General features: G+C 59.2%; 12 protein-coding genes. All 12 read left to right on the top strand.

The genetic code is table 11. The features are described from left to right. Window positions 1-87 precede the first annotated feature (87 nt). Complete coding sequence (locus EKH79_RS11745) at window positions 88-12,675, top strand: filamentous haemagglutinin family protein (RefSeq protein ID WP_126674017.1); 12,588 nt, start codon at window positions 88-90, stop codon at window positions 12,673-12,675. A gap of 59 nt (window positions 12,676-12,734) precedes the next feature. Continuing rightward, on the top strand, window positions 12,735-13,157 hold the full coding sequence (locus EKH79_RS11740; protein WP_126674016.1) for a hypothetical protein: 423 nt from the start codon (window positions 12,735-12,737) through the stop codon (window positions 13,155-13,157). 579 nt (window positions 13,158-13,736) lie between these two features. Then, a complete protein-coding gene (locus tag EKH79_RS11735; protein WP_126674015.1) occupies window positions 13,737-15,164 on the top strand; it encodes a substrate-binding domain-containing protein in 1,428 nt (475 codons plus the stop codon). A gap of 1,003 nt (window positions 15,165-16,167) precedes the next feature. Further along, the gene (locus EKH79_RS11730; protein ID WP_158621234.1) at window positions 16,168-17,175 is read left to right on the top strand and encodes a beta-propeller fold lactonase family protein; all 1,008 of its coding nucleotides are present in this window, start codon (window positions 16,168-16,170) and stop codon (window positions 17,173-17,175) included. Between the two features lie 882 nt (window positions 17,176-18,057). Then, window positions 18,058-18,651, top strand: coding sequence for an HAD family hydrolase (locus EKH79_RS11725; protein ID WP_126674013.1), 594 nt, complete (start codon window positions 18,058-18,060; stop codon window positions 18,649-18,651). 209 nt (window positions 18,652-18,860) lie between these two features. After that, window positions 18,861-19,934, top strand: coding sequence for a transaldolase (gene tal / locus EKH79_RS11720; RefSeq protein ID WP_126674012.1), 1,074 nt, complete (start codon window positions 18,861-18,863; stop codon window positions 19,932-19,934). Further along, on the top strand, window positions 19,931-22,246 hold the full coding sequence (gene pgi, locus EKH79_RS11715; protein WP_126674011.1) for a glucose-6-phosphate isomerase: 2,316 nt from the start codon (window positions 19,931-19,933) through the stop codon (window positions 22,244-22,246). The genes tal and pgi overlap by 4 nt, the downstream gene beginning before the upstream one ends. Next, complete coding sequence (gene gnd, locus EKH79_RS11710; protein WP_126674010.1) at window positions 22,243-23,298, top strand: phosphogluconate dehydrogenase (NAD(+)-dependent, decarboxylating); 1,056 nt, start codon at window positions 22,243-22,245, stop codon at window positions 23,296-23,298. Before pgi ends, gnd begins: the two co-directional genes overlap by 4 nt. Window positions 23,299-23,301: 3 nt before the next feature. Beyond that, the gene (gene zwf / locus EKH79_RS11705) at window positions 23,302-24,738 is read left to right on the top strand and encodes a glucose-6-phosphate dehydrogenase (RefSeq protein WP_126674009.1); all 1,437 of its coding nucleotides are present in this window, start codon (window positions 23,302-23,304) and stop codon (window positions 24,736-24,738) included. Between the two features lie 59 nt (window positions 24,739-24,797). Beyond that, window positions 24,798-25,160 carry a 6-carboxytetrahydropterin synthase QueD gene (queD, locus tag EKH79_RS11700; RefSeq protein WP_126674413.1) on the top strand — a complete coding sequence of 121 codons (363 nt, stop codon included), beginning with the start codon at window positions 24,798-24,800 and terminating at the stop codon, window positions 25,158-25,160. Between the two features lie 154 nt (window positions 25,161-25,314). Then, on the top strand, window positions 25,315-25,707 hold the full coding sequence (locus EKH79_RS11695) for a phasin family protein (RefSeq protein ID WP_126674008.1): 393 nt from the start codon (window positions 25,315-25,317) through the stop codon (window positions 25,705-25,707). 211 nt (window positions 25,708-25,918) lie between these two features. Next, a complete protein-coding gene (locus tag EKH79_RS11690; RefSeq protein WP_126674007.1) occupies window positions 25,919-26,284 on the top strand; it encodes an ATP synthase subunit I in 366 nt (121 codons plus the stop codon). Window positions 26,285-26,286: the final 2 nt, after the last annotated feature.

Here is a 26,286-nt window from a genome sequence, read left to right as displayed (position 1 = left end):
ATGGTTCAGTCGGTGGCGAACACGACGGTCTATCCAGCCGAGGGCATCGATAAAACGGTGCCATAGCAACGCCAGGGGAAACGTTTCGTGATCACACCGGGCAATTCAGGTCAGTATTCCCGTTCCGTCAAACGCGCTATCGGCGCGAGACATCCCCTGGCCTTTGCCATCGCATCCGTGCTGGCGCTCACCGCGATTACGGCACGCGCCGCACCGCCCCCGCTGAGTCAGGCGTGGCTGGCGCAACAGCACAATCAAGCAGTTTCACAACAGAATTCCACCGGCTCGCCGTCGACGAGCGGTATTGCTCCGCAATCGCCCGCGCAACTGCTGCAAAACCAAAACGTACAGCAGTCGATCGCCAACTTGAATCGCGCCGCACAGGCGGTCGCCGCACAAATGGCGTCGCAGCAGGCGGCACAACAAGCTGCTCAGCAACAACCATCGCCCGTGCCCAATGGCCTCACCCCGGGCGGACTGGTTGTTGCGCCTGGTGTGGGAAGCGATCCATCGCTATGGCAAAACGCCAACCTGCCTACGCAAACCACGTCGAACGGACAGACCACTGTTCAGGTCAAGCAGACCGCGCAGAAGGCAATCCTCACCTGGAGCAGCTTCAACGTCGGCACCAACACGGAGCTGTATTTCAATCAAAGCGGCGGCAACCAGACCAACGGCAGCAACAACAACTGGATTGTGCTGAACCGCGTGATCGATCCCAGCGGTGTGCCCAGTCAGATCTTCGGCCAGATCAAGGCCGAAGGCACGGTGTATCTGCTCAATCACAACGGCATTCTGTTCGGTGCCGGCAGCCAGGTGAATACGCAGTCGCTGATCGCCAGTTCGCTGGATCTGTTCAGCAGCGACATCGCCACCAGCAATAGCGACTTCCTCAATGGCGGCATCAACGCCGTCCAGAACAACGTACCGTTCCTGGCCAATGGCATTTTCACCGACGGCAAGAATCACGATGTCGTGGTGCAGGATGGCGCCTCCATCACCGGCGGCACGCAAGGCTTCGTGTTGCTGGCTGCGCCCAACGTCGCCAATGCCGGCAGCATCGTGGATGACCAGGGGCAGGTGATCCTCGCAGCGGGTGTGGCATTCACCAATGCAAACGGCACGTCGACCACCCAACCACTGTCAGTAGTGAATGCGCTGGGTGCCACTTCCAACTACCCCGGCGGCACGGCGACCAATACCGGTTTGCTGCAATCGCGCCGCGGCGAAGTGGAAATGGACGGCTACAACGTCACCCAAAACGGTGTGGCGCTGGCGTCGACCAGCATCAACTACGCCGGCAGCATCGTGTTGAATGCGCAGGATCAGTGGAATGGCAGCGAGTACGTACGTGGCGGCACCCTGACGCTCGGTCCCAACTCCATCACCACCGTACTGCCGGAACAAGACGGCTCGACCACCACGTCTACCGCTGCAGCCACTGCGGCATTCGAGCAAAGCGACAGCAAGCTAACGCTCAGCGGCCAGACCGTCACTTTCCAATCCGGCTCGTTGCTGGAAGCGCCCAGCGCCAATCTCGTCATCAATGCGTATCCGGCGACCTCGGCTTACTCCGGCGACGATTACGCCAATCCGCAAACGGGCCGCCTCTATATCGACAACGGTACGGTCATCGATGTCTCGGGTCTCGCTGACGTCGAGCTGCCCATGTCGGCCTTGCTGGTCACCATTCCATTGGTGGGCCAGAACGAATTGGCCAATTCGCCGCTACTGCGCAACAGCTTCCTGTATCACACCGCCGACCTTACGGTAGACAGCACGCAGAGCGGCACGACCGCGAACGGACTCGCGTGGGTAGGCAGTCCGATCCTCAATGTTTCCGGCTATGTCGACGATGTGCCGCGCACCGTCAATCAGCTGATGACCAATGGCGGCACGATCAGCCTCGACGGTGCGCAGGTCATCGTGCGCAGCGGCGCCGAGCTCAATCTCGACGGTGGCTACGTCGCGTACCAGCCGGGCTGGATTACCACGCCCAATGTGCTGGCCTCGAACGGTCAGATCTACAACATCGCCGATGCCAATCCCAACCTGACGTATGTCGGCTTCGCCGGCGATTACGAAGTGGTCGACAATCGCTGGGGCATCACCACCAACTACAGCAATCCGCTGCTGGCCGGCACCACGCGCTGGGACAACGGCTTTGCCGTGGGTGGCAATGCCGGCACGCTCAACATCGCGACCGGCGACGCTCTGGTGCTGGACGGCCAGATAAGTGCGCAGGCGTTTGCCGGCCGTAACCAGGTGGCGCAGGGTGCTCAGCCCAGCGGCGGAACATTGGATGTCAGCGCGTTCAGTACGCAGACGGCATCGGGTTCGCTCGCCTCGCTCAGCTACTTGCTGCAGCCGTCGGTGACGTCGCTCGATCAGCTCGATCCAGGCTTCCAGGCCGCGACACCGTGGTCGAACGTACTCGCCAACGAAGATCCCGCCGGCACCAACCCGTATGACCTGGCGCGGTGGTTGCCGATCTCGGCCAATCTGGTGCAGCAAGGAGGCTTCAGCACGCTCGATCTGAATTTCAATGCGCCGGATGCTTTCGGTGGATTGGGCCACGGCGAAATTCTGGAACCGGCCGGCACCGTGCTTGCGGTGCAGCCCGGTGGTTCCATCCAGTTCGCGGCAAATGCCATCAACGTTCTCGGTGAACTCAGCGCACCCTCCGGTGCCATCACCTTGACCGCATCCGGCGGCCCCATCACCGACCCGGCCAGTGCTACCGGCGCGACGCTGCCGCAGGACATCACCATCGGCAGCGGCGCTGTGCTGAGCACAGCCGGCCTATGGGTCAACGACGCTGGCACGAACGCCACCAATTACATTGGCGAGCGCTACATCAATGGCGGCAGCATCAGCCTGATCGATGAGCAGTACGCGTTTGCAAGCGGCGGCGCCGGCGGAGCGCCGACGGATGAAACGGGTTCCATCGTGCTGCAGTCCGGCAGCTTGCTTGACGTATCCAGCGGCGGTTACGTCAACAGCAATGGTCAGCTGCAATTGACCAACGGCGTACCGGATGGTTCGGGCGGCAATATCAGCCTGATCGATTACGCAAATCAGGGCGACAACACATTCATAACCGCCCCCTCGTCGCTGGGGCAGGGCAAGCTGGTGCTGGATGGCAGCTTGCGTGCGTATGGCTTCAGCGGCGGCGGTACGCTTGCCTTGCAAGCGATCGATATTCAGATTGGCGGCAACACTAGCAATCTTGCGATGAGCAACGGACTGTACCTGTCGCCGTCCTTCTTCGCGGGCCAGGGTTTCGACAACTACGCGCTTACTTCCATCACCGACGCCACCATCGCTCCGGGCGCAGTGGTGCAGATCAGCCGCGACAATCTGCTGCCGAATGTCCCCGCGCTGCTGGCCGCACCAACGGGCACGAACATCTATGGCGAAAGTCCGCTAACCGATAGCGCTTATGTCAGTGTGGGGCAGCTGGCGCCCTACCTGCAGTACATCTCCCGCGGTACGAACGGTCCAGGTTTTTCACTGAGTGCGGGCCAATACTTGGGCTGGAGTACAGGCGCGGGCCAACCCGGCCCGGTGTATCCCGATGTCACGGGCTCGGTGACGCTAAATGCGGGCGCTGTGATTTCCGCAGGCGCAGGCGCGAGCATTGCGTTGGCGGGTACGCAATCGACCATCGTGAACGGCACCATCGATGCGCCTGGCGGCAGCATCGACCTCAGCACGACACCTCTGACCGCCATGCCGTTCAACAGCCTGCCGGAGGTGTGGCTGGGGCCACAGGCGGATATCAATGCCGCCGGTGTATCCCTGATCAATCCCTTGGCGGCGGCTGTGCCGAGCGATGGCACGGGCCTGGGCCTGGTTGCACGCTATACGCCTCGCGCCGGCGCGGTACTGGACGGCGGTAGCGTCAGCCTGACTTCCAACGAAGGCTATGTCGTTACTCAGCAGGGCAGTGTGATCGATGTGTCGGGTAGCTCCGACGTTTACGACCTGCCCAGCGCCAATGGTGCATCCAATGGTGCCCAGACCGGTTATGTACCCACGCCGGTGTGGAGCGATGCCGGTTCGATCGTGCTGGATGCCGCCGCGGGCCTCTATGCAGACGGCAGCTTGCGGGCGCAGGGAGGCAGTTCGCAAGCCGAAGGCGGAAGCTTGCAGATTACCGGCATGCAGGCGCCGAACAACTTCTACGTCCCCACGTCGACTGCCATCGTATTGCAGCAATCCGGGCTGCTGGTGCCCGGTTCCGGTCTGCAACCAGGCGGCATTGCGCCGCCGGCCGCAGCGACGGGCGTGCTGTATTTCGCACTGGATCGGTTGAATGACTCGGGCATCACCAGCCTGACTCTCGGCCCCGATGCTTCCATCGCCAACAGCGCTGGCTACAAGAGTGTGCCGGTCGGTTTTGCCGGTGACGTGGATCTTTCACTGGGCAAGAGTTTCGAGGTGTATGCGCCGACACTTACGGCGTTGCCGGCGGGCAGCAAGGATCTGTCCGGTGTCAGCACCACCGCCTACAACGTGGGCGATGGCACGGTGCAGATCAACGCGCCCTATGTGGAAATGACGGGCAATCTCGCGGGCACTGGGGCGTCGTTCGCGGGCAGTCCGGTCGCCGGCAGCGGCACGTTGGATATCGATGCCGGTTTCATGGATATCGGCGGCCAGCTCAATTTGCAGGGCTGGGCGAACACCAGTCTTACCGCCAGCGATGCCATCCGTTTCTACGAGCCCACGGCGACGGGCAACCTCTACAACAGCACCGGCGGCGTCATTCCGGGCCTGTTATTCAGTACCGGAAACATCACGCTGCAGGCGGCGGAGCTTTACCCGGTTACCAACTACGCGTTCGCGGTCGACGCCAATGCTTCCGGTCTGAGCAACGCACAAGGGCAGGCGCTCAGCACGACGCTGACCATCCTGGGCAACGGTGTTGCGAGCATGCCGCTGTCCGCCGGCGGCAGCTTGCTGCTGGATGCAAGCAACATCGTGCAAAACGGTACGGTCTGGGTACCGTCCGGCAATCTTCTGATCGGCGTAAAGGATACGACGGCCACGTCGACGAGCTTCGGCCTTGCAGCGATCGGCATCAATCTGAATCTGGTCCGCACACAAAACGTCACGCTCGGTGCCGGCAGTCTCACCTCGGTGTCGCTCGACGGCGAAACGGTGCCTTACGGAAGCACAACCGACGGTCAGCAGTGGAACTATGCCGGCGATCCGCTTTATGCCGTTTCACCGCTGACTGCGCCGCCCGCCAAGTCGATCACCATCACCGGTAACGATGTATCGCTCAACAGCGGCGCGACCATCGATATCAGCGGCGGCGGCACGTTGCAGGCGTCGGAATGGGTGCCGGGCACGGGCGGCAGCGTCAACGTGCTGACCCAATACGAAACCAGTTACGCCAATGGCAGCACCGGCACGCAGGTGCCGCAATACACCGATGGACGCGCGATCTACGCCATCCTGCCCGGTTACAACGCGCCGGTCGGTGCGCAGGATGCGGCGATGACCAATGCCGCGGGCGCGGGTGCCGGGCCGGCCGTGGGCGAATCGGTTTATCTGTCCGGCATCGCCGGCTTGCCCGCTGGTTACTACACCTTGTTGCCTGCCGGATACGCAACCTTGCCCGGCGCCTACCGCGTGGTGCAGGACACCAGTTCGCAGAACGCCGTGCTGGGCCAGAACGCGGTGCTGCCCGATGGCACGCTCGCGATCACAGGCTATTTCGGCAACGCACTGGACGGTGCGCATCAATCCACCAACACCACTTTCCTGGTGCAGTCGTCATCGGTGTGGCAGCAGTATTCGCAATACACCTTCACCAACGCTGACAGTTACTTCACCGCGCAGGCCGCGAGCAACGGTACGGTTGCGCCATCGCTGCCCGCCGACGGCGGTCATCTGATACTGAGCGCGACCCAGCAATTGCAGCTGGGCGCCACGTTGGACAACGCGCCCGCCAGCGATGGGCGTCCTGGCATGGTGGACATCGCGTCGCAGGCGATCCAGGTGGTGGGCGCCGATTCAACGCCGATGGCTGGCTACGTGCAGCTTTCCGCCGACCAATTGACCGCGTTGGGTGCAGGCAGCTTGCTGCTGGGTGGCACGCGTCAGCTCACCAGCAACGGCTATCAGATCGACAGCAGTGCCGACAGCGTCGTGCTGTCCAACGACAGCGCCGATCCGCTGCAAGGGCAGGAGATTCTGCTGGTCGCCAACGGCAGCGGCGATGGCATCTCGCTGCAGTCCGGCAGCTATATCGCAGCCACTGGCAGCGGCGTCGCCAACACCACGCCGTTGCTGTTCGGCAGCAATGCAAACGCCACCAGCGGCACTGCTGCTGTCAGCGGCAGTGGCGCGCTGTTGCGCGTGTCGCAGGACGGCATTGCCCAAGTCACTCGCTACGATGTTTCCGGTAGCACGTCAGGCAATCTCACGGTCGATGCCGGCGCCACCGTGCAGGGTGGCAATTCGCTGACCATGGATACCACCGGCGTCACCAGCGTCGATCCGAACGCGATATTCACTGCGCAGAACATCCAGGCTACCGCGAATCAGATCAGCTTTATCGGCAGCGGCGCGTCGGCGGCGGGCATCGGTGGCCTGGTGATCGGTCCCGGCACCTTGAGCCTGTTCAACAACGCCAGCCAGGTCACGCTGAGCAGCCGCGGCGCCATCGATTTCCTGGGCAATGTCAGCATCGATCTGCCGCAAACGCTGGATCTCAATGCAAACGCCTATGAGAGCGACGGCGGCACAGTCAGCATTAAGGCGGCAACGCTCGGCCTGGGTAACGCCATCGGCGGCGGCAGCGCCACGGCGGCGGCAGGCTCGGGCCAGTTGACGCTCGATGCGAACGAACTGGACTTCACCGTCGGCAACAGCGTCACGCAGGGTTTTGGCAACATCACCGCCAACGTCAGCCAGGGTATGACCGGCCAAGACATTGGCGGCGTGAATTTCGGCGCCGCCAATGTCAGTTTCAACACGCCGATCATCTTGGCCGCAAGCGGTGGCGATACTGCGTTGACGACCACCGGCAGTTTTGCCATCAACGCTGCCAATGGCACAGCGCTGGCCGATAACAACATGGGTGGCACGCTGTCGCTCAGCGGCGGCTCGCTCAGCGTGGGCACGCAAGTGGATGCGCTGGCGGGCAAGCTCAGCCTTACCGCCACCAGCGGAGACGTCACGCTTGGCAGCGGCGCCAACGTCGATGCCGCTGGCGTCAACAAGACCTTCTACGACGTCACTACGTATGCGCCGGGTGGCGATCTTGCGCTTGTTTCGAACCAGGGTTCGGTGATCGTGGATACCGGCGCCGTGGTGAACTTTGCGGGTGCGCCGCTGGGCGGTACGGCGGGCAACCTGACTATTTTTGCGAACAATCTAGCGACACTGAATGGCAGCTTCGAAGGTGGCGCGGCCAGCGGTTACAAGGGTGGCTATTTCACTTTGAGCAGCGGCGGCGCGCTGAATCTGGATCAACTGGCGCAGTTGATCCACAACGCGGGCGCCAATGGCGGTATCGCCATCGCCAGCGGCGCCGGCAACCTGGTGCTCTCCGCCGGGCAAAGCCTGGTGGCGCAGGATGTGTATCTCACTGCCAACGGCGGTGGCGGTGCGGTCGATCCCAACAACGGTGTGGTGGATATCGAAGGCACGATCAATGTTTCCGGCAATGCGGCGGGAGAAATCGAGCTGTACGGTCGTAACGGCGTTACCGTCAACGGCAGCCTGCTGGCCACCAGCAGCGTGCCGGATCAGATGGGCGGCATCGTGCAGATCGGCACCATCGGCACAGCGGATGGCACGCTCAACCCGACATACGGTTACGAGAATGTGCAGCCCGGCAGCGCCGGCAGCATCGTGTTCGGACCGAATGCCGTCATCAATGTCACCGGTGGTTCGCCTGGTGTGGGCGGCATCGTCAGTCTGCGCGCACCGTTGCTGACCAATGGCGATGTGCCGATTACGTTCGCCAACAATGCATCGATCGTTGGCGCCAACAACGTCACCATCGTGCCGTATGCAGTGTGGAGCACGGATGATCCGAACACGAATGCCGCGCAGCACTTCGATGGCCTGATCGATCCCGCCGGTTGGTACAGCGCAGGCCCCGGCGGCACACCGCAAATGGTCGCCGGTACCTGGTACGACGCAGCGGGTAACACGCTCACGGCACCCACTTCAGCCGCCATGCTGCAGACCTATCTCAGCAACGATTACTTCGTGCCGACGTCGGCCAACGCCGCGCATCAGGATTTCTACGGTTATGTCGGCGGCAACACCGCCGATCCTGGCACGTTGATGAGCTACGTGGAGCAGCCGGGTTACATTTTCGGCAATCGCTATGCGGGCATCGCCAATCTGCAGATCAGTCCGGGCATCGAGCTGATCAATCCGGATGCCAGCATCAACGGCGGCGATATCTCGGTGCTTACCAACTGGAACCTCGGTGCCGGCGTGACGGCTGCCGATGGCACGATCCAGTTGGCGTATCGCTACGGCGCCAATCCTTCCATCTCCGCATCGGGTACGGCGCCGACGCTGACATTGCGCGCGCTGCAAAACGTGGATGTCGACGCCAGCATCACCGACGGTTTCTATCAGCAGAACAGCGGTGCGGCGATTGCGGCGCCTGTTCTTCAGCAGTCGGGGAGCGGCGGAGACAATCCGCTGTATGACGCGGATTTGGCGTTGTACAACAACACGATCAATTTCCTGGAAAACGACAATCTTGCGGATCAGAACGGCGCGGGTCCCTGGTACTTATGGAACGGCGGACTGACGTTTTTCTGGGATCCAAACACGGGCGGCATAGGAACCAGTCCTACCGATATCACCGCGCTTAGCGGTCCCAACAGCGCCTATCCCAACAGCCCCAATTTCTATCAGCCGATCAATGCTCCGTTGGCAGGTCAATCCAACGCGTACTACGCGAACTACCAAACGTACATTCAGACCGTGGGCGCGGGTCAAGCGGGAACCTGGTCGAACGACTACAACCAGGGCGATTGGGCTGCGTTCCTTCCCTATAACCTGACGAGCCTGCCCTGGCCGCAGATCAGTGCTTATCCAACCTACGCTGCGTATGTGAGTGCGTATCAGCAATGGTTGACGAGCAACTTCACTTCCGCGAACGACAATCCTTTCAGCATGCCGCTTTCGCAGCTGCAGACACCGGCGCCTATCTTGTCGCCGCTGCAGTCGGAAGCAAGCGGCAACTACACGCAGTATTCGGGGGATTACGGCACCTATATCACGGGCTTTGACGCGTACTACAACTATGTCTTCAACAACCTGGGCAATACCGGCGGCTACGGTCCGGAGTTCTTCTACGCACCGTTTGCGCCGGTAAGTGCGGCAGCGGTCACGCCGCAGGTAGCGAACAATTCGCCATCCAATATGCCAAGCCTCGGCAATCCGGCGTCGCTGGCTTCGGCGACGCTACTGGGTGGTTCGAGCAGCAGTTACCAACTGGTGGCGGGCGCGAATTTCGCCAGCGCAAATCCGCTTGCCGTGGTCGCGAACACCAGCGCAGGCAACGTCAATCTCGATGGTCATTTCGCCGCTCAATACACGGCCAACGGCGGCAACGGCGAAACGCTGGAATTCCCCACCGTGGTGCGCACGGGCACCGGTTCCATCGATATCGTGGCGGCGGGCGATATCGACTGGCAGGATTCGACCGCACCCGCAGCGATCTACACCGCCGGCGCACCGGCAGCGGGCACCACGGCGGGCACCGGAGTGACGCCGGAAGTTTTTCCCTCATTCGATGGCCCGTTGCCGGATCTGCTGGTCAATGGCCTGGTGACTCCCGCCAACGCGGGCAATGTGTTGCTGAGCGCTGGCGGCAACATCAACGCCATCGAACAGGTTTACGACACGACCGGCAACATCACCGGTACGCCAGGTACGCTGGTCAGCCAGTTCTGGTGGCCTTGGCTGGAAACCGGCAATAACGTCAACAGCGTCAACGGTACGCTGGTCACTACCGGCACGTCGATCAACTTCGCCAACTTCGATCAGGGCGTGATGAGTGTTGGCGGCAATGTCACTGTCAACGCCGGCGGCAATATCAGCAACCTGTCGGTTTCCTTGCCGACGACCTGGTACGCCAACGCAACGAATACCTCCATCACCACCGTCGGCGGCGGCAATCTCAACGTCAACGCGGGCGGCGACATTCTCAGCGGCAGTTATTTCGTCGCAAAAGGAACCGGCAGTCTTTCGGCCGACGGTTCGATCGGCTCCGATTTCACGTACGTGTTGCCGAGCGGTAGCGTTTCCGCCACCGGCGCTTCACTCAGTGGCGCTACCATGCCCGCTTCTACGTTGCTTGCGCTGCAGGATGCGCAGTGGAACGTGCAGGCTCGCGATGGCGTGAATATCGGAGCGATTCTCGATCCGTCCTATATCGATCCGGCCGGCATCGTCTCGGACGAGCAAAGCTATAGCACCAGCTCGGCGGTCAAGGCGACGACGGTCTCGGGTGACGTGACACTGGGCAGCCTGACCTGGGAAACGCAGCTGTTCAATGCGCAAACGCCCAATGATCTTGGCGTACTGCCCTCGACGCTCGATTTCGCCGCGCTCAACGGAAACATCAATGTGCTTACAGCGGGTGGCTTGTATCCGTCCGCCACCGGCAATTTAAATTTGATCGCCGGCAATTCGGTTTACTTCGCGCAGGAAAACTATTCTTTGGATGGCACTTTCCAAGGCGCGACCGATGGCTTTGGTCTGATCGACGCGAATGCCTCGGTGCTGCCTTCGCCCTTGCAGCCGCAGGGCTCGGCCAATAGCACGCTCTACCCTTATATATCGTCGATTCTGTACCTGGATAACTTGCCTACAGCCAACGGAAATGGTGACGAGAGTTTGTTGCATCAGGCAGGACTGCATGATGACGACACGACGCCGGCGCGCATCTATGCGCTCAACGGCAGCATCATCGACGGTACGCAGGCGCCCAACGGTATCCAGATGGATGAAATGCTGATCGAACCGGATAAGCCGGCGTTGATTTATGCGGGCAACAGCATCGTCGATCTTTCGTTTATCGGCCAGCAAACGCATGCATCGGATATCACGCGAATCGCAGCCGGCGGCAGCATCTACGATACTGAATACACCGGCAGTGGGCCGCTGAGTCTTTTCGCGCCTACTGCGCTGAATTACCAGCTGGTACCCGTGATCGAGCTCAGCGGTGTGGGTACGTTGGATGTGCAAGCGGGTCGCAATATCGGCCCGTTCACCAGTCAGACCGATCTGCTCAACGCCAATAGCAATGAGGGTTCGCCGACCGGCATCGAAACCGTTGGCAATGCGCTCAATCTCTATCTGCCTCACGATGGCGCCAACATCGACGTGTCGTTCGGTGTTGCGCCTGGTATCGACACCAGCAATTTCCTCACTCAGTACCTGAGCAATCCCAGCGACGTGGACGGCTTCGGCAGCTTGCTGCCGGATCTGGTCACTTTCATGGAGCAACAGCAAGACGGGCAAGTCGTCGACACCGGTTTCGCGCAAGATCAGCGCAACATTGTGCTGACTACTCAGCAAGCCGAAAGTGCCTTCCAGCAATTGCCCAGCTATGTGCAGCAACAGTTCGTGCAGCAGGAGTTCTTCAAGCTGCTGGCGCAGGTCGGCGCGGACTACAACGAGCCCAGCAGTTCTTACTATCACCAGTACGCGCGCGGTTACGCCGCCATAAGCAGCCTGTTCCCCGCTTCGTTCGGTTATACCGACAACGGTACAGGTGCAGGCGGCCTCAATGGCGAAGCGAAAACGGTGGATACGGGCGATCTGGATATCCGCAGCTCCACGATCCAGACCCAGCAGGGCGGCAATATCAATATTTTGGGTCCTGGCGGCCAGGCGTTGATCGGCAGCGTCGATGCACCGCCGGTGATCACCAACTCCGAAGGTCAGATCGTTGCCGGTCCCAACAGCATGGGCGTGCTTACGCTCGAGCAGGGCAGCGTGAACATATTCACCGATCGCAGTCTGCTGCTTGCGCAAAGCCGCATCTTTACCGAGCAGGGCGGCAATATGGTGATCTGGAGTTCCAACGGCGATATCAATGCCGGGCAGGGTGCGAAAACCGTGGAAGTGATACCGCCGCCCACCTATCTATGCGATCTCGATGCGTACTGTCTGATCAATGCGCTTGGCGAAGTCAGTGGCGCCGGCATAGCAACCTTGCAGACGATTCCGGGCGCAGCGCCGGGCGACGTCTACCTGGTCGCGCCGCGCGGCACGGTGGATGCGGGCGATGCAGGCATTCGCGTTTCCGGCAACCTTGTGGTGGCCGCCGCGCAAGTATTGAACGCCGTGAATATTCAGGTGCAGGGCAGCAAGGTTGGCGTGCCGGTGACGCAGACAGTAAACGTCGGTGCGCTGACTGCGGCTGGCGCCGCCGCCGGCGCCGTCACCAAGGTGGCGCAGGACATCATGAATCAACAGCAGAACGATGCGCTTAGCAAATTGCCATCGATCATCTCGGTGCAGGTGCTCGGTTTCGGAGACAGCAGCTCAAGCATCATCGGTAGCGGCAGCGGCTACGACCCGAACAGCCCTGTGCAAGTGCTCGGCGCGGGACATCTCAGCGAAGCACGCAAGCAAGCGCTGACCGAGAGCGAACGTCAACGGCTTTCCGAATAGTGGTAGCCGTCGTCTCCCCCAGGAATCGGTATCGAGGGAGACGATGCGCTCTCTTCGTCATGGATCGGCTCGACAGCAATGGATTGAGGCAATTCATATTGAATCAGGGGGCGCTCGTTGAAACGCTCATCCAGCTTTCCGATTTCCGCCAGTACGACATGGCCGAATCGATGCTGGCCGCTTGCGAAGAGAAGCAGTTGCGTCAATTGCTGACTGTTTCGGATCGCGCATTCAGTCCGCGCCTGACGTATTCGCTGGAAAAGCAGTGGCAGCGCAGTCAGGACGTTGCATACAAGGCGAAGAAATCGTCGTTCGTTGTGCTTGTCGGTATTTTGAACACATGGTGCGCCGAAGGTCGGCGTAGCGCCATTCGCTGCGTCCTGGGCGAAATGCAGGAGCCCGATCTCGCGGCATTGGTGCAGCAAAACAATCTGGATCGCGAGGTTTACTCCATGTTGTACGAGTACATGGTGCGGCAATAGACGAATGCACGAACGAGATATCCAGGAAATGCGCGTGCTGTCGATGGAATGTAAAAGATCTACCGATCGGTTGTGCCGCAAGCCTGGCGTCAAGTCGCGGACAAACGGTTGTTCGTCACGATAAATACAGTCACGGCAATGCCACATTCGCAGACATTCGAAAAATACGCTTAATTTGTCCGGACAATTAAATAAGAATATTGGAAGCAGCTATATTCGTATCGATGTAAATAAAAACATAGGGCAATAATTTCTTCCTATTTCGAGCGTGAGTTTTTTCATCGCCGAGCTAATTTTTAGACGAATAAAAATAATGAAATATCCCCCTATATTGTAGGAATAGATTTGACTACAAAGCGTGAAAAACAGCAAAAAACAGCAGCAATTGACGCAATATGCGAACTGGAGCACACAACGTTTTCTATTACATAAAATATGAAATTTGTAATTCGCATAATCGCTTGCCATGTAATCCAAATGGCATATTGATGGACACCAATACTTAATTGCATCGTCATTGCGCGGGCGTAGAAAGACTTGGCCTCTAATTCGGAGGTATATGCGCTATGGGGATAAACCATGAGTTACGGATTTAAATTCAGCACTCGCACCAAGCTGATGGCCGGTGCTCTCGCATTGTTGCTGGCCGGCGTTTCACACGCACAGACCACGCAAATCGGTGGTGGCGCGACGCTGCCGTCGGTTGCCTATGTCGGCAGCAATGCCGCCACAACAACCAATCTGCAATATTTCGGCACCGCCACGGGTACCGGCATCGCTTCGGGCTCGCTGTTCGGCGTGTATGAGGCGCAGACCAACTATCCCCCGGTGTCCTACTGCCTCACCGGCAGTGGCGCGGGCAAGGACGTCCTGGCTGGTGGCACCATCTCGGGCAACACCTACAACGTACAAAATGCGTGCGCGAAGAATACCAATGGCGTCGTCACTGGTTTCGGTGCCGATTCTGCGGGATTGGTAGCCCTTAACGAACAACGCACGGATCTGACCCAGCCGACCTTTGCCGCTGCGGATTCGCCGTTGTCCGCTTCCGATTTGACCAACTATCAGACCAATCACGGTTCCACGTCGTGGCCGACGCAGTTCCCGGTCATTGCAGGTGCGATTGCGATCGCCTTCAACCTGACGGACAACACGGGCGCTCAGGTCACTTCCTCGGAAGCCAACTTCACCGACTCGCAGATCTGCCAAATTTTCTCCCGCCAAGTGACCACCTGGGATCAAGTGTCCAGTGCGTTCACCCTGCCTGCAGGACGCTCGATTCCTGCCAACCCGATCAATGTACAGTTCCGCTCCGATGGCAGCGGCACCAGCTTCAGCTTCAGTAACCACTTGGCAACGGTTTGCGGCACGATCGGTGGCACGGTCTTCGAAACCAGCCAGAACTTCGTCGGCGCCAGCCCGGCGGTAACTTCCAACTTCTTCACCTCGGCCCCGTCGGGTTGGACCGGTGCCAGCGGCAACGCAGCGGTAGCCGCGAACATCAAAGCGACGGCAAACAGCGTCGGCTATGTGGAAACGGCCAACGCCATCGCTTCGGGTGTCGGCCTGCAGTTCGCCGACGTCAATGGCACGAGCCCTGTGACCAACTTCGGTACGGCGCTCAGCCTTGTCCCCGCTGACTACGTCATCAACAACGTGATCAACAGCACCAATGCCAGCAACGGTCAGGCTCAACTCCAGGCCATCACCAGCCCGCCGAGCACGTCGTGCATCGTGTTGGTGAAGCCTAGCGTATACGCCCAGCCGACCCGCGGCGGTTTCGTGCCGTCGGGCAGCTATCCGATCGTTGCGGTGTCCTACTTCCTGGGCAACGCACAGGGTAACGAGTCGAAGGATCTGACCAACACGCAGAACCTGGTGGATGCACCGTACAACTCCACCATCACGGGCAGCGTAACCACGGTCGGATCGGGCAAAGGCCTGGCCTTCCTGACGCTCGGCTCCGGCGCATTCAGCTCCACCGCTCCGGGCGCTTGCTTGCACTAAGACTTGCGTTTCATCTTGCAGGAATCAGGAGAGGAGAGAGCGATGGCTCTCTCCTCTTTTCACCGGCGGAAACGTAAAACGCTGCAAGCGTAAAAGTCATCTCGGCAATACTCAAACGAACATCGCCGCTGCGTGGGCGCGACATGCCGTGAGAATGGCAGATCGGACTTTGGGCTCGGGCGCACTTATCGCCACTGACGCCGACAGCTGTATCAACGACTGAATGCTAGGTTTCATTCTGCCGTAAGCAGAATAGGAGGGGATGCAGCCCCTCCTTCTTTTTGCGCACACGCAAGTCGTCAATGGTGACTCGTGGCGAGAAAGGTGCACTTCGCTATCTTTCGATGGATCGCGACACGTGTTTGCTATGTGGCGGCACCGAGGTCACGAAATCGACACCTTCATTGTCATCGTCCTATCGAAGCTGTGTCACGCGATCGGTATGAGAAATGCGGCGAGCTAAGTCGGGAGTTGCGCGCAACAGGTGCATCAAACATCCAATCGGGTTATCTCAACGACCTGTGGTGGAGTTTTGATGAAGGCCGAGCAGCATTCGCGTGTCATGAGCACGTGACGTCAATCACTTGTGACGGCCTGCATGTCAGTTCGATGTATGCGGTGATGACATCTTCGTTGAGTGCGCCACGCGTACAAGCGATGAGTTTTCTGTGCGTCGCATTGCATAAAAATCCGCAATGACAAAAATGTGGCAAATCACGAAAAAACCCGTTTTTTTAAGTCACACGCGCTTCATGGCATGAGCGCACATTTAGCAGGTGCCGACCTGTGATAGGGGCGAGGTTCGCAAGCATTGGCACGAAGTGATCTTACGTATTGCGGTTGTAAAAGTTGAGCGACGACATGCGCGCCAATGAGATGTTTCGCGTTCCATTCCTCGTCTGATGGGCGCACGACAGAGTCGTAACAGGTTCGAATGCCGACGCACGGAATGATTTCATATCGGGCACATCTTACCGCCCATGATCTTCGACGGAGGTTTCCCATGATGATTGATCAACTGAAATTTGAGGCGCGTACCACGAAGCGTCGTTGGATTGTCGGCGCAACCCGTTGCGCACTGCCCTTGCTGTTGGCCGGTGTCGCACTGCCGGCCGTTGCGCAAAACAAGAACGCGTATGTGGCCAATGAAGACAGCAACACGGTTTCCGTGATCAGCGCGGCCAACGCTGTCGCCACGACGATACCGGTGGGCGACATTCCGACGGCCGTAGCGGTCAGCCCGAATGGCAAAGAAGTGTATGTGGCCAATTCGGGCGACAACAACGTAACTGTAATTGATGCGGCCACTAATACCGTGTCGGCGACGGTACCGGTACAGAATACTCCCGCGGCTATTGCGATCTCTCCCAATGGCGCCTATGCATACGTAGGAAATACGGAATCCGGCAGCATTTCCGTGATCAATACAGCCACCAACGCCGTCGCCGCAACGGTAGCCGTCGGCAACAACCCTGCCGCCATCGCCGTCAGCCCGGATGGTTCTCATGTGTACGTGGCGAATGAACAAGACAGCACGGTGTCCGTTATCAATGCAGCCACCAACACCGTGAGCGCCACGGTAGCGGTAGGTACCAATCCATTTGGCATTGCGGTAGGACCGTTTGGTCAGCAGGTGTATGTCGCCAACTTTGGTTCCAACAACGTTTCTGTGATCAACACGCAAAGCAACACCGTAACGGCAACCTATGCGGCCGGCAACGGCGCCAACGCGGTAGCGGTCGGCGCGCTGGGTGCCCGCATCTTCGTAGCCAACTTCAACGACAACACCGTTTCCATTCTCAACGCAGTCAACGGCAAGTTGCTCGCGACAGTGCCGGTGGGCAGCTCACCTCAATCCGAAGCGGTGAGCTCTGATGGCACGCGTCTGTATACCGCCAACATCGACTCCGGCAACGTCTCCGTTATCAACACGCTCAACGACCAGGTAACGGCCACGGTTGACGTGGGTCTCTCTCCTGCAGCAGTGGCAACCCAGTCCGGCTGCCCGTAATGATGAAGCGGGTAGCGTGGCTCTTTCGCACGCGCCGCCTTGTTCAAGTGATGAAATTAGACGGCCATCTCCTGCGAGATGGCCGTTTCTTTGTGCATGGCAAGACGATGACTTGACGCGATTGGGCCGTTCACCATCGTCTTGAGTTCGGTCGTCGAATTCAAAAATGCCGATGCTTGGCCAGCTTGAGAGGCGTCTCAACGCACAATGGCAAATGGGTTATCCATAGCCCCGATCCGATTGACAAGACGCTCTCCCACAATCAGTCCCGTTATCCCGCAGGTATCGAATCAAGGCGACTCGGCGAAATACAGGGAAACTTAAATTCGTACCTGCCCGAACTGGCAACGTTCCCCATGCGCCGGTGGGCAAGCGATGTGGCTTGTTTGGCGCGGCAACAATTTGTCATTTCTGGCTCAGAGTCTTGAGCCGAGTCATGCGTCATTAATATACCAATGGGTATAGTTATCGCATGTCGAGAGACATCAGTCCCACCGCCTAGCCGGGCTCCCCTCCCCGCGAAGCAATGAAAGATGGATGACCCAAAGCCCGCAGGCTCCCCCCTGCGGGCTTTTTATCGATGGCGGCATCAGGTCGCGGGCTGACCAACCAGCTGATGGCAAACGGAAGGCACGGTTGGGGGTAACTTTGGGCGTAAGCGTAAAGATCGAATAGGCAAAAGACGCTCTAAAACAACGTACTACAGACGTTATTCTGGCGGACCCATAGCCGCCATCTCTTGTTTCCCCGGCGACGCCGTTTCAGCGCCTTTTTCGTGCTGCGATGCGCTGTACGTTTTTCAGCACCGACGCAAGGCGCATTGCCTCTTGCGGCACATCCCGGTATCACTTTGCGTTCCCCGACAAAGGAAATGGCCGCGGCATGAATCTCGCCCTGTTCGATTTCGACGGAACGATTACAACGCGGGAAATGTTCCCGGACTTCATGCGGTTCGCTGTATCCAAGCGCCGATTGCTCGTCGGCAGCGCGTTTTTTGCACCGATGGTGCTCGGTTACAAGCTGGGCATCGTCTCCGGCTCGACCATACGCCGTCACCTCATCAACTTTGGTTTTAGCGGTGTGCATGCCGATCGTTTTGAAAAAATCGGCAAGCAATTCAGCGACGATGTCTTGCCCGATGCGCTTCGGCCCATGGCGTTGGAACGAATCCGTTGGCACAAAGCCCAGGGCGATGTGGTGGTGGTTGTGTCCGGTGCGCTGGATGTCTATCTGAGGCATTGGTGCCGCACGCACGACGTGGATTTGATCTGTTCCAGTCTTGAGGTTGAGAATGGGCGTCTCACCGGCCGCTTTCGCGGCGCCCAATGTGTCGGTGCGGAGAAATCCAGGCGTGTGCGCGAAACATGCAAACTTGATGATTTTCCGGTGGTTTACGCCTATGGCGATACTACGGAAGACTTCGATTTGCTCAGCATCGCCCACAAAAAATATTACCGCTGGCAGGAGGTCGCCTAACGCGTCGCCCTCGCAAGCTATGCGCCCCGAAAATCACCTCACGCTTAGTCCCAACGGTCATCAGATGATTACATCTGACTTGATAGGCTGGCCGATGGTGATACCTAAGCAAGCAGCCCCTACACCTCGACATTTTCGCGAGCCCGCAAACGGCCATGCGTACCCCAGGCATGGCCGGCTCGCTCACCACCAAGTTAAGGAGTTCTGCAATGGAAAACCCGACCCGCACGCTCAATGGGCTCGGCCAGAGCCTCTGGTTGGACAACATCACACGCACCATTCTCGGTGATGGCACCTTGGTCGGTTACCGCGATCAGAAAACGGTAACGGGCCTTACTTCCAACCCCACGATCTTCGCGCAGGCCATCAAAACCGGTAAGGAGTACGACGCGTCGATTCGTCAGGCGGGCCATACGGATCCAGAGCAGGTGTTCTTCAAGTTGGCGATCGACGATTTGCGTCGCGCGGCAGAGATTTTCGAACCGGTGTATCAACGCACGAACGGCGTGGATGGCTGGGTGTCGCTAGAAGTGTCGCCGCTGCTGGCCGATGACACCACTGCGACGATCGAGCAGGCTGTCGCGCTGCATAAAGAAGCGGGCGCGCACAACCTCTTCATCAAAGTGCCGGGAACACCAGCGGGCGTGGGAGCGATCGAGGAACTGATTTTCCGAGGTGTATCGATCAACGTGACGCTGCTGTTTTCGCCCGAGCAATATCAAGCCGCCGCGGACGCATGGTTACGCGGTCTGGAACGCCGTCATGCAGCCGGTATGGATTTGAACGTCACGTCGGTCGCGTCGGTTTTCATCAGTCGCTGGGATGTGAAAGTTGCCGATAAAGTGCCTGACGAATTGCACAACAAGTTGGGCTTTGCAGTGTGCGGCCAGATCTATGCGAAGTACCGCAAGCTGCTTGATTCGCCGCGTTTGCAGCGCTTGATGAACGCAGGTGCGCGACCGCAGCGACTGCTGTGGGCAAGCACTGGCACGAAAGATCCAAAAGCCAGCGATGTGCTCTACATCGAAAACTTGATCGCGCCGCTGACCGTCAACACCATGCCGGAAAAAACGCTGCATGCCTTCGCCGATCATGGCAAAGCCGAACGCTTGATGACGCTGGGCGATCCCAGCATTGCCGCCACGCTGGCGCGTTTCGAGGCCGCAGGCATTCAAGTCGAGCCAACGGGGCAGGTGCTGCAGAAAGAGGGCGCCGATTCGTTCGTGAAGTCGTGGCACGAGTTGCTCGATACCGTCAGTGCACGCATGGGAGCTGCCGCATGAGTGCACTGCGCGAGAAGAAGGCGTGGCGTGCACTGGAAAAACATCAGCCCGACGTAGCAAAGCATCATCTGCGCGATCTGTTCGCGGATGATCCGGGCCGCACCGAACGCTACAAGGCAGAAGCCGCAGGTTGGCATCTGGATTACGCCAGGCATCGCATCACGGACGAAACGCTCAAGCATCTTTTCGCGCTGGCGCGCGAATGCGGTCTGGAAGCGCGCCGCGATGCGATGTTTGCGGGCGAGAAGGTCAACACGACCGAACAGCGCGCAGCGTTGCATGTGGCCCTGCGTGCGCCGGCGCGCGAGGTGATCAAGGTCGATGGCGAAAATGTCGTGCCGGAAGTTCACGCCGTGCTCAAACGCATGGCCGCCTTCGCGAATGAGATTCGCGAAGGCAAGTGGCTTGGTTTCACCGGTCGCCCGATTCGCAACATCGTCAACGTGGGTATTGGCGGCTCCGATCTTGGGCCGGTGATGGCGTTTGAAGCCTTGCGCCATTTCAGCGACCGCAAGCTTCAGCTGCGCTTCGTCTCCAATGTCGACTACACCGACTTCGCGGAAGCCGTGCACGACTTTCGTCCGGACGAAACGCTCTTCATCATCGCGTCCAAGACGTTCACGACGCTGGAAACGATGACCAATGCGCACAGTGCGCGCGACTGGCTGATGGCTGCGGCTGGCGGCGACAAGAAAGCCGTTGCGAAGCACTTCGTCGCGCTTTCCACCAACGAAAAAGCGGTGGAAGATTTCGGCATCTCCACCGATCACATGTACGGTTTCTGGGATTGGGTCGGCGGCCGTTACTCGATGGATTCGGCGATCGGACTTTCGACGATGATCGCGATTGGCCCGAACGCGTTCCGCGACATGCTCGCGGGTTTTCACGCGATGGACGAGCACTTCCGCACGACGCCGCTGGAAAAGAACTTGCCCGTGATCATGGGATTGCTGGGCGTCTGGTACAACGATTTCTTCGGCGCCGAGACGGTTGCGGTGCTTCCGTACGAGCAATATCTGAAGCGCTTCCCGGCATATCTCCAGCAGTTGACGATGGAGTCGAACGGCAAGCACGTCACCGTGGAAGGCGCGACCGTCGATTACAACACCGGGCCGATCTACTGGGGCGAGCCGGGCACGAATGGGCAGCATTCGTTCTATCAGCTGATTCACCAGGGCACCCGGTTGATTCCATGCGACTTCATCGGTTTTGCGAAGTCGTTGAACCCGTACGGCCGCCATCATGACCTGCTGATCGCCAACGTCATTGCGCAGGCCGAGGCGCTGGCTTTCGGCAAGACGCTGCAGCAAGTGAAGGATGAAGGCATCAACGACGAGCTGGCGCCGCATCGCGTATTCGAAGGCAACCGTCCGTCGACATTGTTGCTGACCGATCGCCTGTCACCCACTGCGCTTGGCAGCCTGATCGCACTCTACGAGCATCTCGTCTTCACACAGGCGACGATCTGGAACATCAATCCGTTCGATCAGTGGGGCGTCGAGCTTGGCAAGCAATTGGCGTTGCGCGTGGTGGATGAAATCGAATCGCCGCGCAAATCGCTCAGTCACGACAGCGCGACCAATGCCACCATCAGCTGGTATCGCAAGGCGCGCAGCAAATCCTCGCCTACGCTCGACGTTGCGCAATCCAAACCGCCACAAAGCGTGCTGGTTCTCGATATCGGCGGCACGCACGTCAAGGCGATGGTCAGTGGCAATCCGAAAGAACTGAAGATCAAGTCCAGCCGCACGCTGACACCGGAAACCATGCTCAAGCAACTGCGTCCGCTGATTCGCAGCTGGAAGTACGATGCGGTGAGCATTGGCTATCCCGGGCCGTTGCTGCACGAATGCATTGCGCAGGATCCGCACAATCTCGGCAAGGGCTGGGTTGGCTTCAACTTCGAAAACGCGTTCGGTCGCCCGGTCAAGTTGATCAACGATGCCGCGATGCAGGCGCTGGGTAGTTACGAAGGCGGCCGCATGCTCTTCCTCGGGCTCGGTACCGGATTGGGCACCGCGTTTATTGTCGATGGCATCGTCGAGCCGATGGAGCTGGCGCATCTGCCGTATAAGAAAACGACATTCGAAGATTACGTCGGTGAGCGCGGACTGAAACGTCTTGGCAAGAAGAAGTGGCAAGCGCACGTGCTCGATGTGATCAAGCAGATGCAGGCAGCTCTGGAACCCGATTATGTTGTAATCGGCGGCGGCAACGTGCACGAACTGGATACGTTGCCCAAAGATGTGCGTCGCGGCGACAACAACAACGCGTTCGCCGGTGGATTCCGTTTATGGGAGAACAAAGCATGAGCGCAGGTGATACGCAAAAGGGCAGGCTGCAGCTTGGCTTTGTCGGATTGGGCCGCATGGGTTTGAACATGGTGCGGCGCATGCAGGAAGCGGGTGTCGATTGCGTGGTGTTCGATACCCATATCGACGCACGCAAGGAGGCCGCGAGCCACGGCGCGACGGCCGCCGATTCGATTCAGGATCTCGTCGCGAAGCTCAGTGCGCCGCGCGCCGTCTGGTTGATGTTGCCGACGGCCGTGGTCGATGCCGTGCTCGATCAACTGACGCCGCTGCTCTCTGCGGGCGACACCGTCATCGATGGCGGTAACTCGCATTACGTCGAAGACCTTCGCCGCGCGGAAGCGTTGGGCAAGCACAAGCTCATGTACGTCGACGTGGGCGTGAGCGGTGGGGTATGGGGCCGCGAGCGCGGTTATTGCCAGATGATTGGCGGTCCTGAAATCGCCTATAAACGTCTTGAACCTGCGTTTGCGGCATTGGCGCCTGGCATCGAAGCCGCACCGCGCAGCGAAAGTCGCACCGGCGATCCTACGCCGGCGGAAAAAGGCTATCTGTATTGCGGGCCGAACGGTGCGGGCCATTTCGTGAAGATGGTGCACAACGGTATCGAGTACGGTTTGATGGCCGCGTATGCCGAAGGTTTGAACGTGTTGCAGAACGCAAACGCAGGCAAGCAACAACGCACGGCAGATGCCGAGACAGCGCCGCTCGAACATCCTGAGCGCTATCAATACGACTTTCCGATCGGCGATGTGGTCGAGCTGTGGCGCCGTGGCAGCGTCATCGGTTCATGGCTGCTCGACCTCACCGCGATCGAAATGAGCCGCGATGCGACTTTGAAGGAATACACCGGTCGCGTGTCCGATTCCGGTGAAGGCCGGTGGACAGCACAGGCGGCGATCGACGAGGGCGTGCCGGTTCCGATTCTCACCGCTGCGTTGTTTGGACGTTTCACCTCGCAAGGCAACGATCTCTACGCGAATAAGGTCATGTCCGCGATGCGCCATGCATTCGGCGGTCACCAGGAAGTCAAACCCGACAAAAAAGGCTAAGCCATGCCTGCCATGACGCTTGTGATCCTCGGAGCCAGTGGCGATCTCACACAGCGCTTGCTGATGCCAGCGCTGTATCGCCTGCACACACTGGGTCTGACGCGCGATTTGCGTATCGTCGGTTATGCGAAGGAGCGCTGGAGCCGCGAGCATTTCGAGAAGCACATCCAGAAAGCGTTGCAGGCGTTTGCGCCCGATTACAAAACGTCGGACTGGAACCGCTTTCGTCATCAACTGGACTATGTTGGCGGCGAACTGGAAGCCGATCAGCTTGGGCAATTGAAAAGCAAATTGGCGCCGGCAAGCTTGTTTTACCTCGCGCTGCCGCCGCAGTTGTTCGGTACGGCCGCCAAGGCATTGGGTCAGGCGGGTTTTGCCAAGAGTCCACGCAACGGCTGGCGACGGCTGGTGGTGGAAAAACCGTTCGGTACGGATCTCGCCTCTGCACAGGCACTTCGCCAGGAAATGCACGAGTACTGGGAAGAAGAGCAGATCATGCGTATCGATCACTTCCTCGGCAAGGAAACCACGCAGAACCTGATTGTGTTCCGGATGGCGAATCGTTTTATCGAGCCGGTCTGGAATGCGCAGCACATCGCGCAAGTGCAGATCACTTTCGCCGAAACGCTGGGTGTCGAAAAGCGCGCCGCGTATTACGACAAAGCGGGCGCGTTGCGCGACATGCTGCAGAATCATCTGATGCAGCTTTTCAGCCTCACGGCGATCGCGCCACTGGCCGAGGTGAATGCGGAAATACTGCGCGATCACAAAGTGGAAGTGCTGCGCTCGGTGGTGCCGATCACGCCGGCAACCGTTGATGCCCATGCCGTGCGCGGGCAATACCGTGCGGGCGCGATTGGGCGAAAGAAAGTCGTCGGTTATCGCAGTGAGCCTGGCATTCCACGTTCGTCCTGCACGGAAACATTTGCGGCACTGCGTCTGGAGATCGACAACTGGCGCTGGTGCGGCGTGCCGTTCTATCTGCGCAGTGGCAAGCGGCTTGCCAGCAACTACTCGGAAATTGCCGTGCAATTTCGCGACGTGCCGGGTGGGTTGGCCAAAGCGGTGAGTGCGCAAAACAACTGGATGATTTTTCGCATTCAACCCGTCGAGCAGTTGGATTTGGTGGTGACCGCGAAGCGACCGGGTCTTGAGCTTGCCGGCCGCCAGGTTGTTCTCACTGCACCGTACGAGATGCCGCATGACCGCGGATTTTCCGCGTACGAGCAATTGATAATGGATGCGATCGAAGGCTTCCGCGGACATTTCCTTCGTTTCGACGAAGTGGAGTGCGCATGGAAGATCCTGGCACCCGTACTCGATGCATGGCAGACCGGTGCGCCTGACTTCTATGCCGCAGGCTCCGAGGGACCGTCGACGCAAAAGCGTTTGCTTGATCCGGGGCAGACATGGCGTTCGATTGCGCGTAACGGCACCTGATTCGTGCGTCAGAACCAGCTGCCGGGCGGTGTGCGGGTTTGGCCGGTTACAATAGCGGCATGCATATCTTCAAGATTTTCCAGATCGAAGCCGCTCATCGCCTGCCCAACGTGCCTGAAGGGCATAAGTGCGCGCGGCTGCACGGTCACTCGTTCCGCATCGAAATCCACCTGCTTGGCGAGCCTGATCCCAAGCTCGGCTGGGTGATGGATTTCGCCGACGTCAAAACGGCCTTCGCGCCGCTCTACGACCAGCTCGACCATCACTACCTCAACGATATCGAGGGCTTGGAGAACCCGACCAGCGAGATGCTCGCCCGCTGGATCTGGACGCGCCTGGAACCACGGCTGCCCGGTTTGGACAAGGTGGTGGTCCACGAGACCTGTACGTCCGGCGCCAGCTGCACACGCGCCAGTTTTTGACGCGCCGCAGAATTCACAAATCTGTCTCTAAGTAAACGTATTCATTGAAATTTTTGTGACAGCTTGTCGTCTTCACAAAAAATATATTGCAACGCACCAAATTGGCTGTTAGGCTTTGTCCTACCTAATTCATCCCCACCGAGGGACCAAAGCCATGACGCAGCAACTCAACACCCAGGCCTTCGCTTTCGCCAAGCAGCTGTCCGACAACGCTTTCAAGGCACACGCCCTGACCATCAAGGGTCTGGAGCAGGTTGCCGAACTGCAGCTCGCTGCATGGGAAAAGCAGGTCCAGGCCACGGCCGACTTCTTCACCCAGGCTGCCGAAGTGCGCGACGCCGATGCGCTGCGCGGTCTGTGGGAAAAGGGTACTGCCGCCAGCCGCGAACAGGCTGAGCACGCGGTCTCGGTGACCAAGGAAATCGTTGCGGTGACCCAGAAGACGGCCGAGTCCCTCAATGCCCTTCTGCAGGAACAGCAGCGCGCTGCCAAAGACGCCGTCGCGGCGCCGGTGGAAGCCATCAAGAAGGCTGCTTCCATCAAGTAATGCTTTAGCTTCACGGCGTATCGCGACTCCCCTTGCGATACGCCCACTTAGGCCGGGCTCAGCGCCCGGCCTTTTTCTATGCGCGCGTGCGTGAGTCGACGTGCCGCAGTTTTCGCGGCTTGCTGGGCCAAAAGTCACGCTGATATACTTTTAAAGATTGGATCGTGACCCGTGGCGTGTTGAATGCTGCGATGAACCGCGGGAACCTCACGTGCTCAACAGTATTGCTTCCGGTCGACGTCTAGCGCTGCGATTGCTGCTTTGGCAGTTAGTCGTGGCCATGGTTGTGGGCCTCGCTTTTTCGGTTCGTGGGTTCCGATGGGCGATAGCGGGAGCGGCGGGGGCAGCGGTGGTAGCGGTGGGAAATGCGCTGCTTTCGATGAGGTTGTTCAGCCAGGTGAGCGGTGCGGGTATGGCACTGGGTCGCTTGCTGACGGGCATGCTCCTTAAGTGGATGGTGATCGTCGGGGGGCTGATCACGATCATGTTTCAATTCAAGTTGCCGCCGCTAGCCGCTATTACTGGGTTGGTGGCTGCTTACGCGGTCAATCTGCTGGCATTTAGATTCAAGGGTTAAAC

Origin of the sequence: Dyella dinghuensis (assembly GCF_003977615.1) — a bacterium.
Classification (GTDB): Bacteria; Pseudomonadota; Gammaproteobacteria; order Xanthomonadales; family Rhodanobacteraceae; genus Dyella_B; species Dyella_B dinghuensis.
This window is presented reverse-complemented; position numbering and strand designations above follow the sequence as displayed.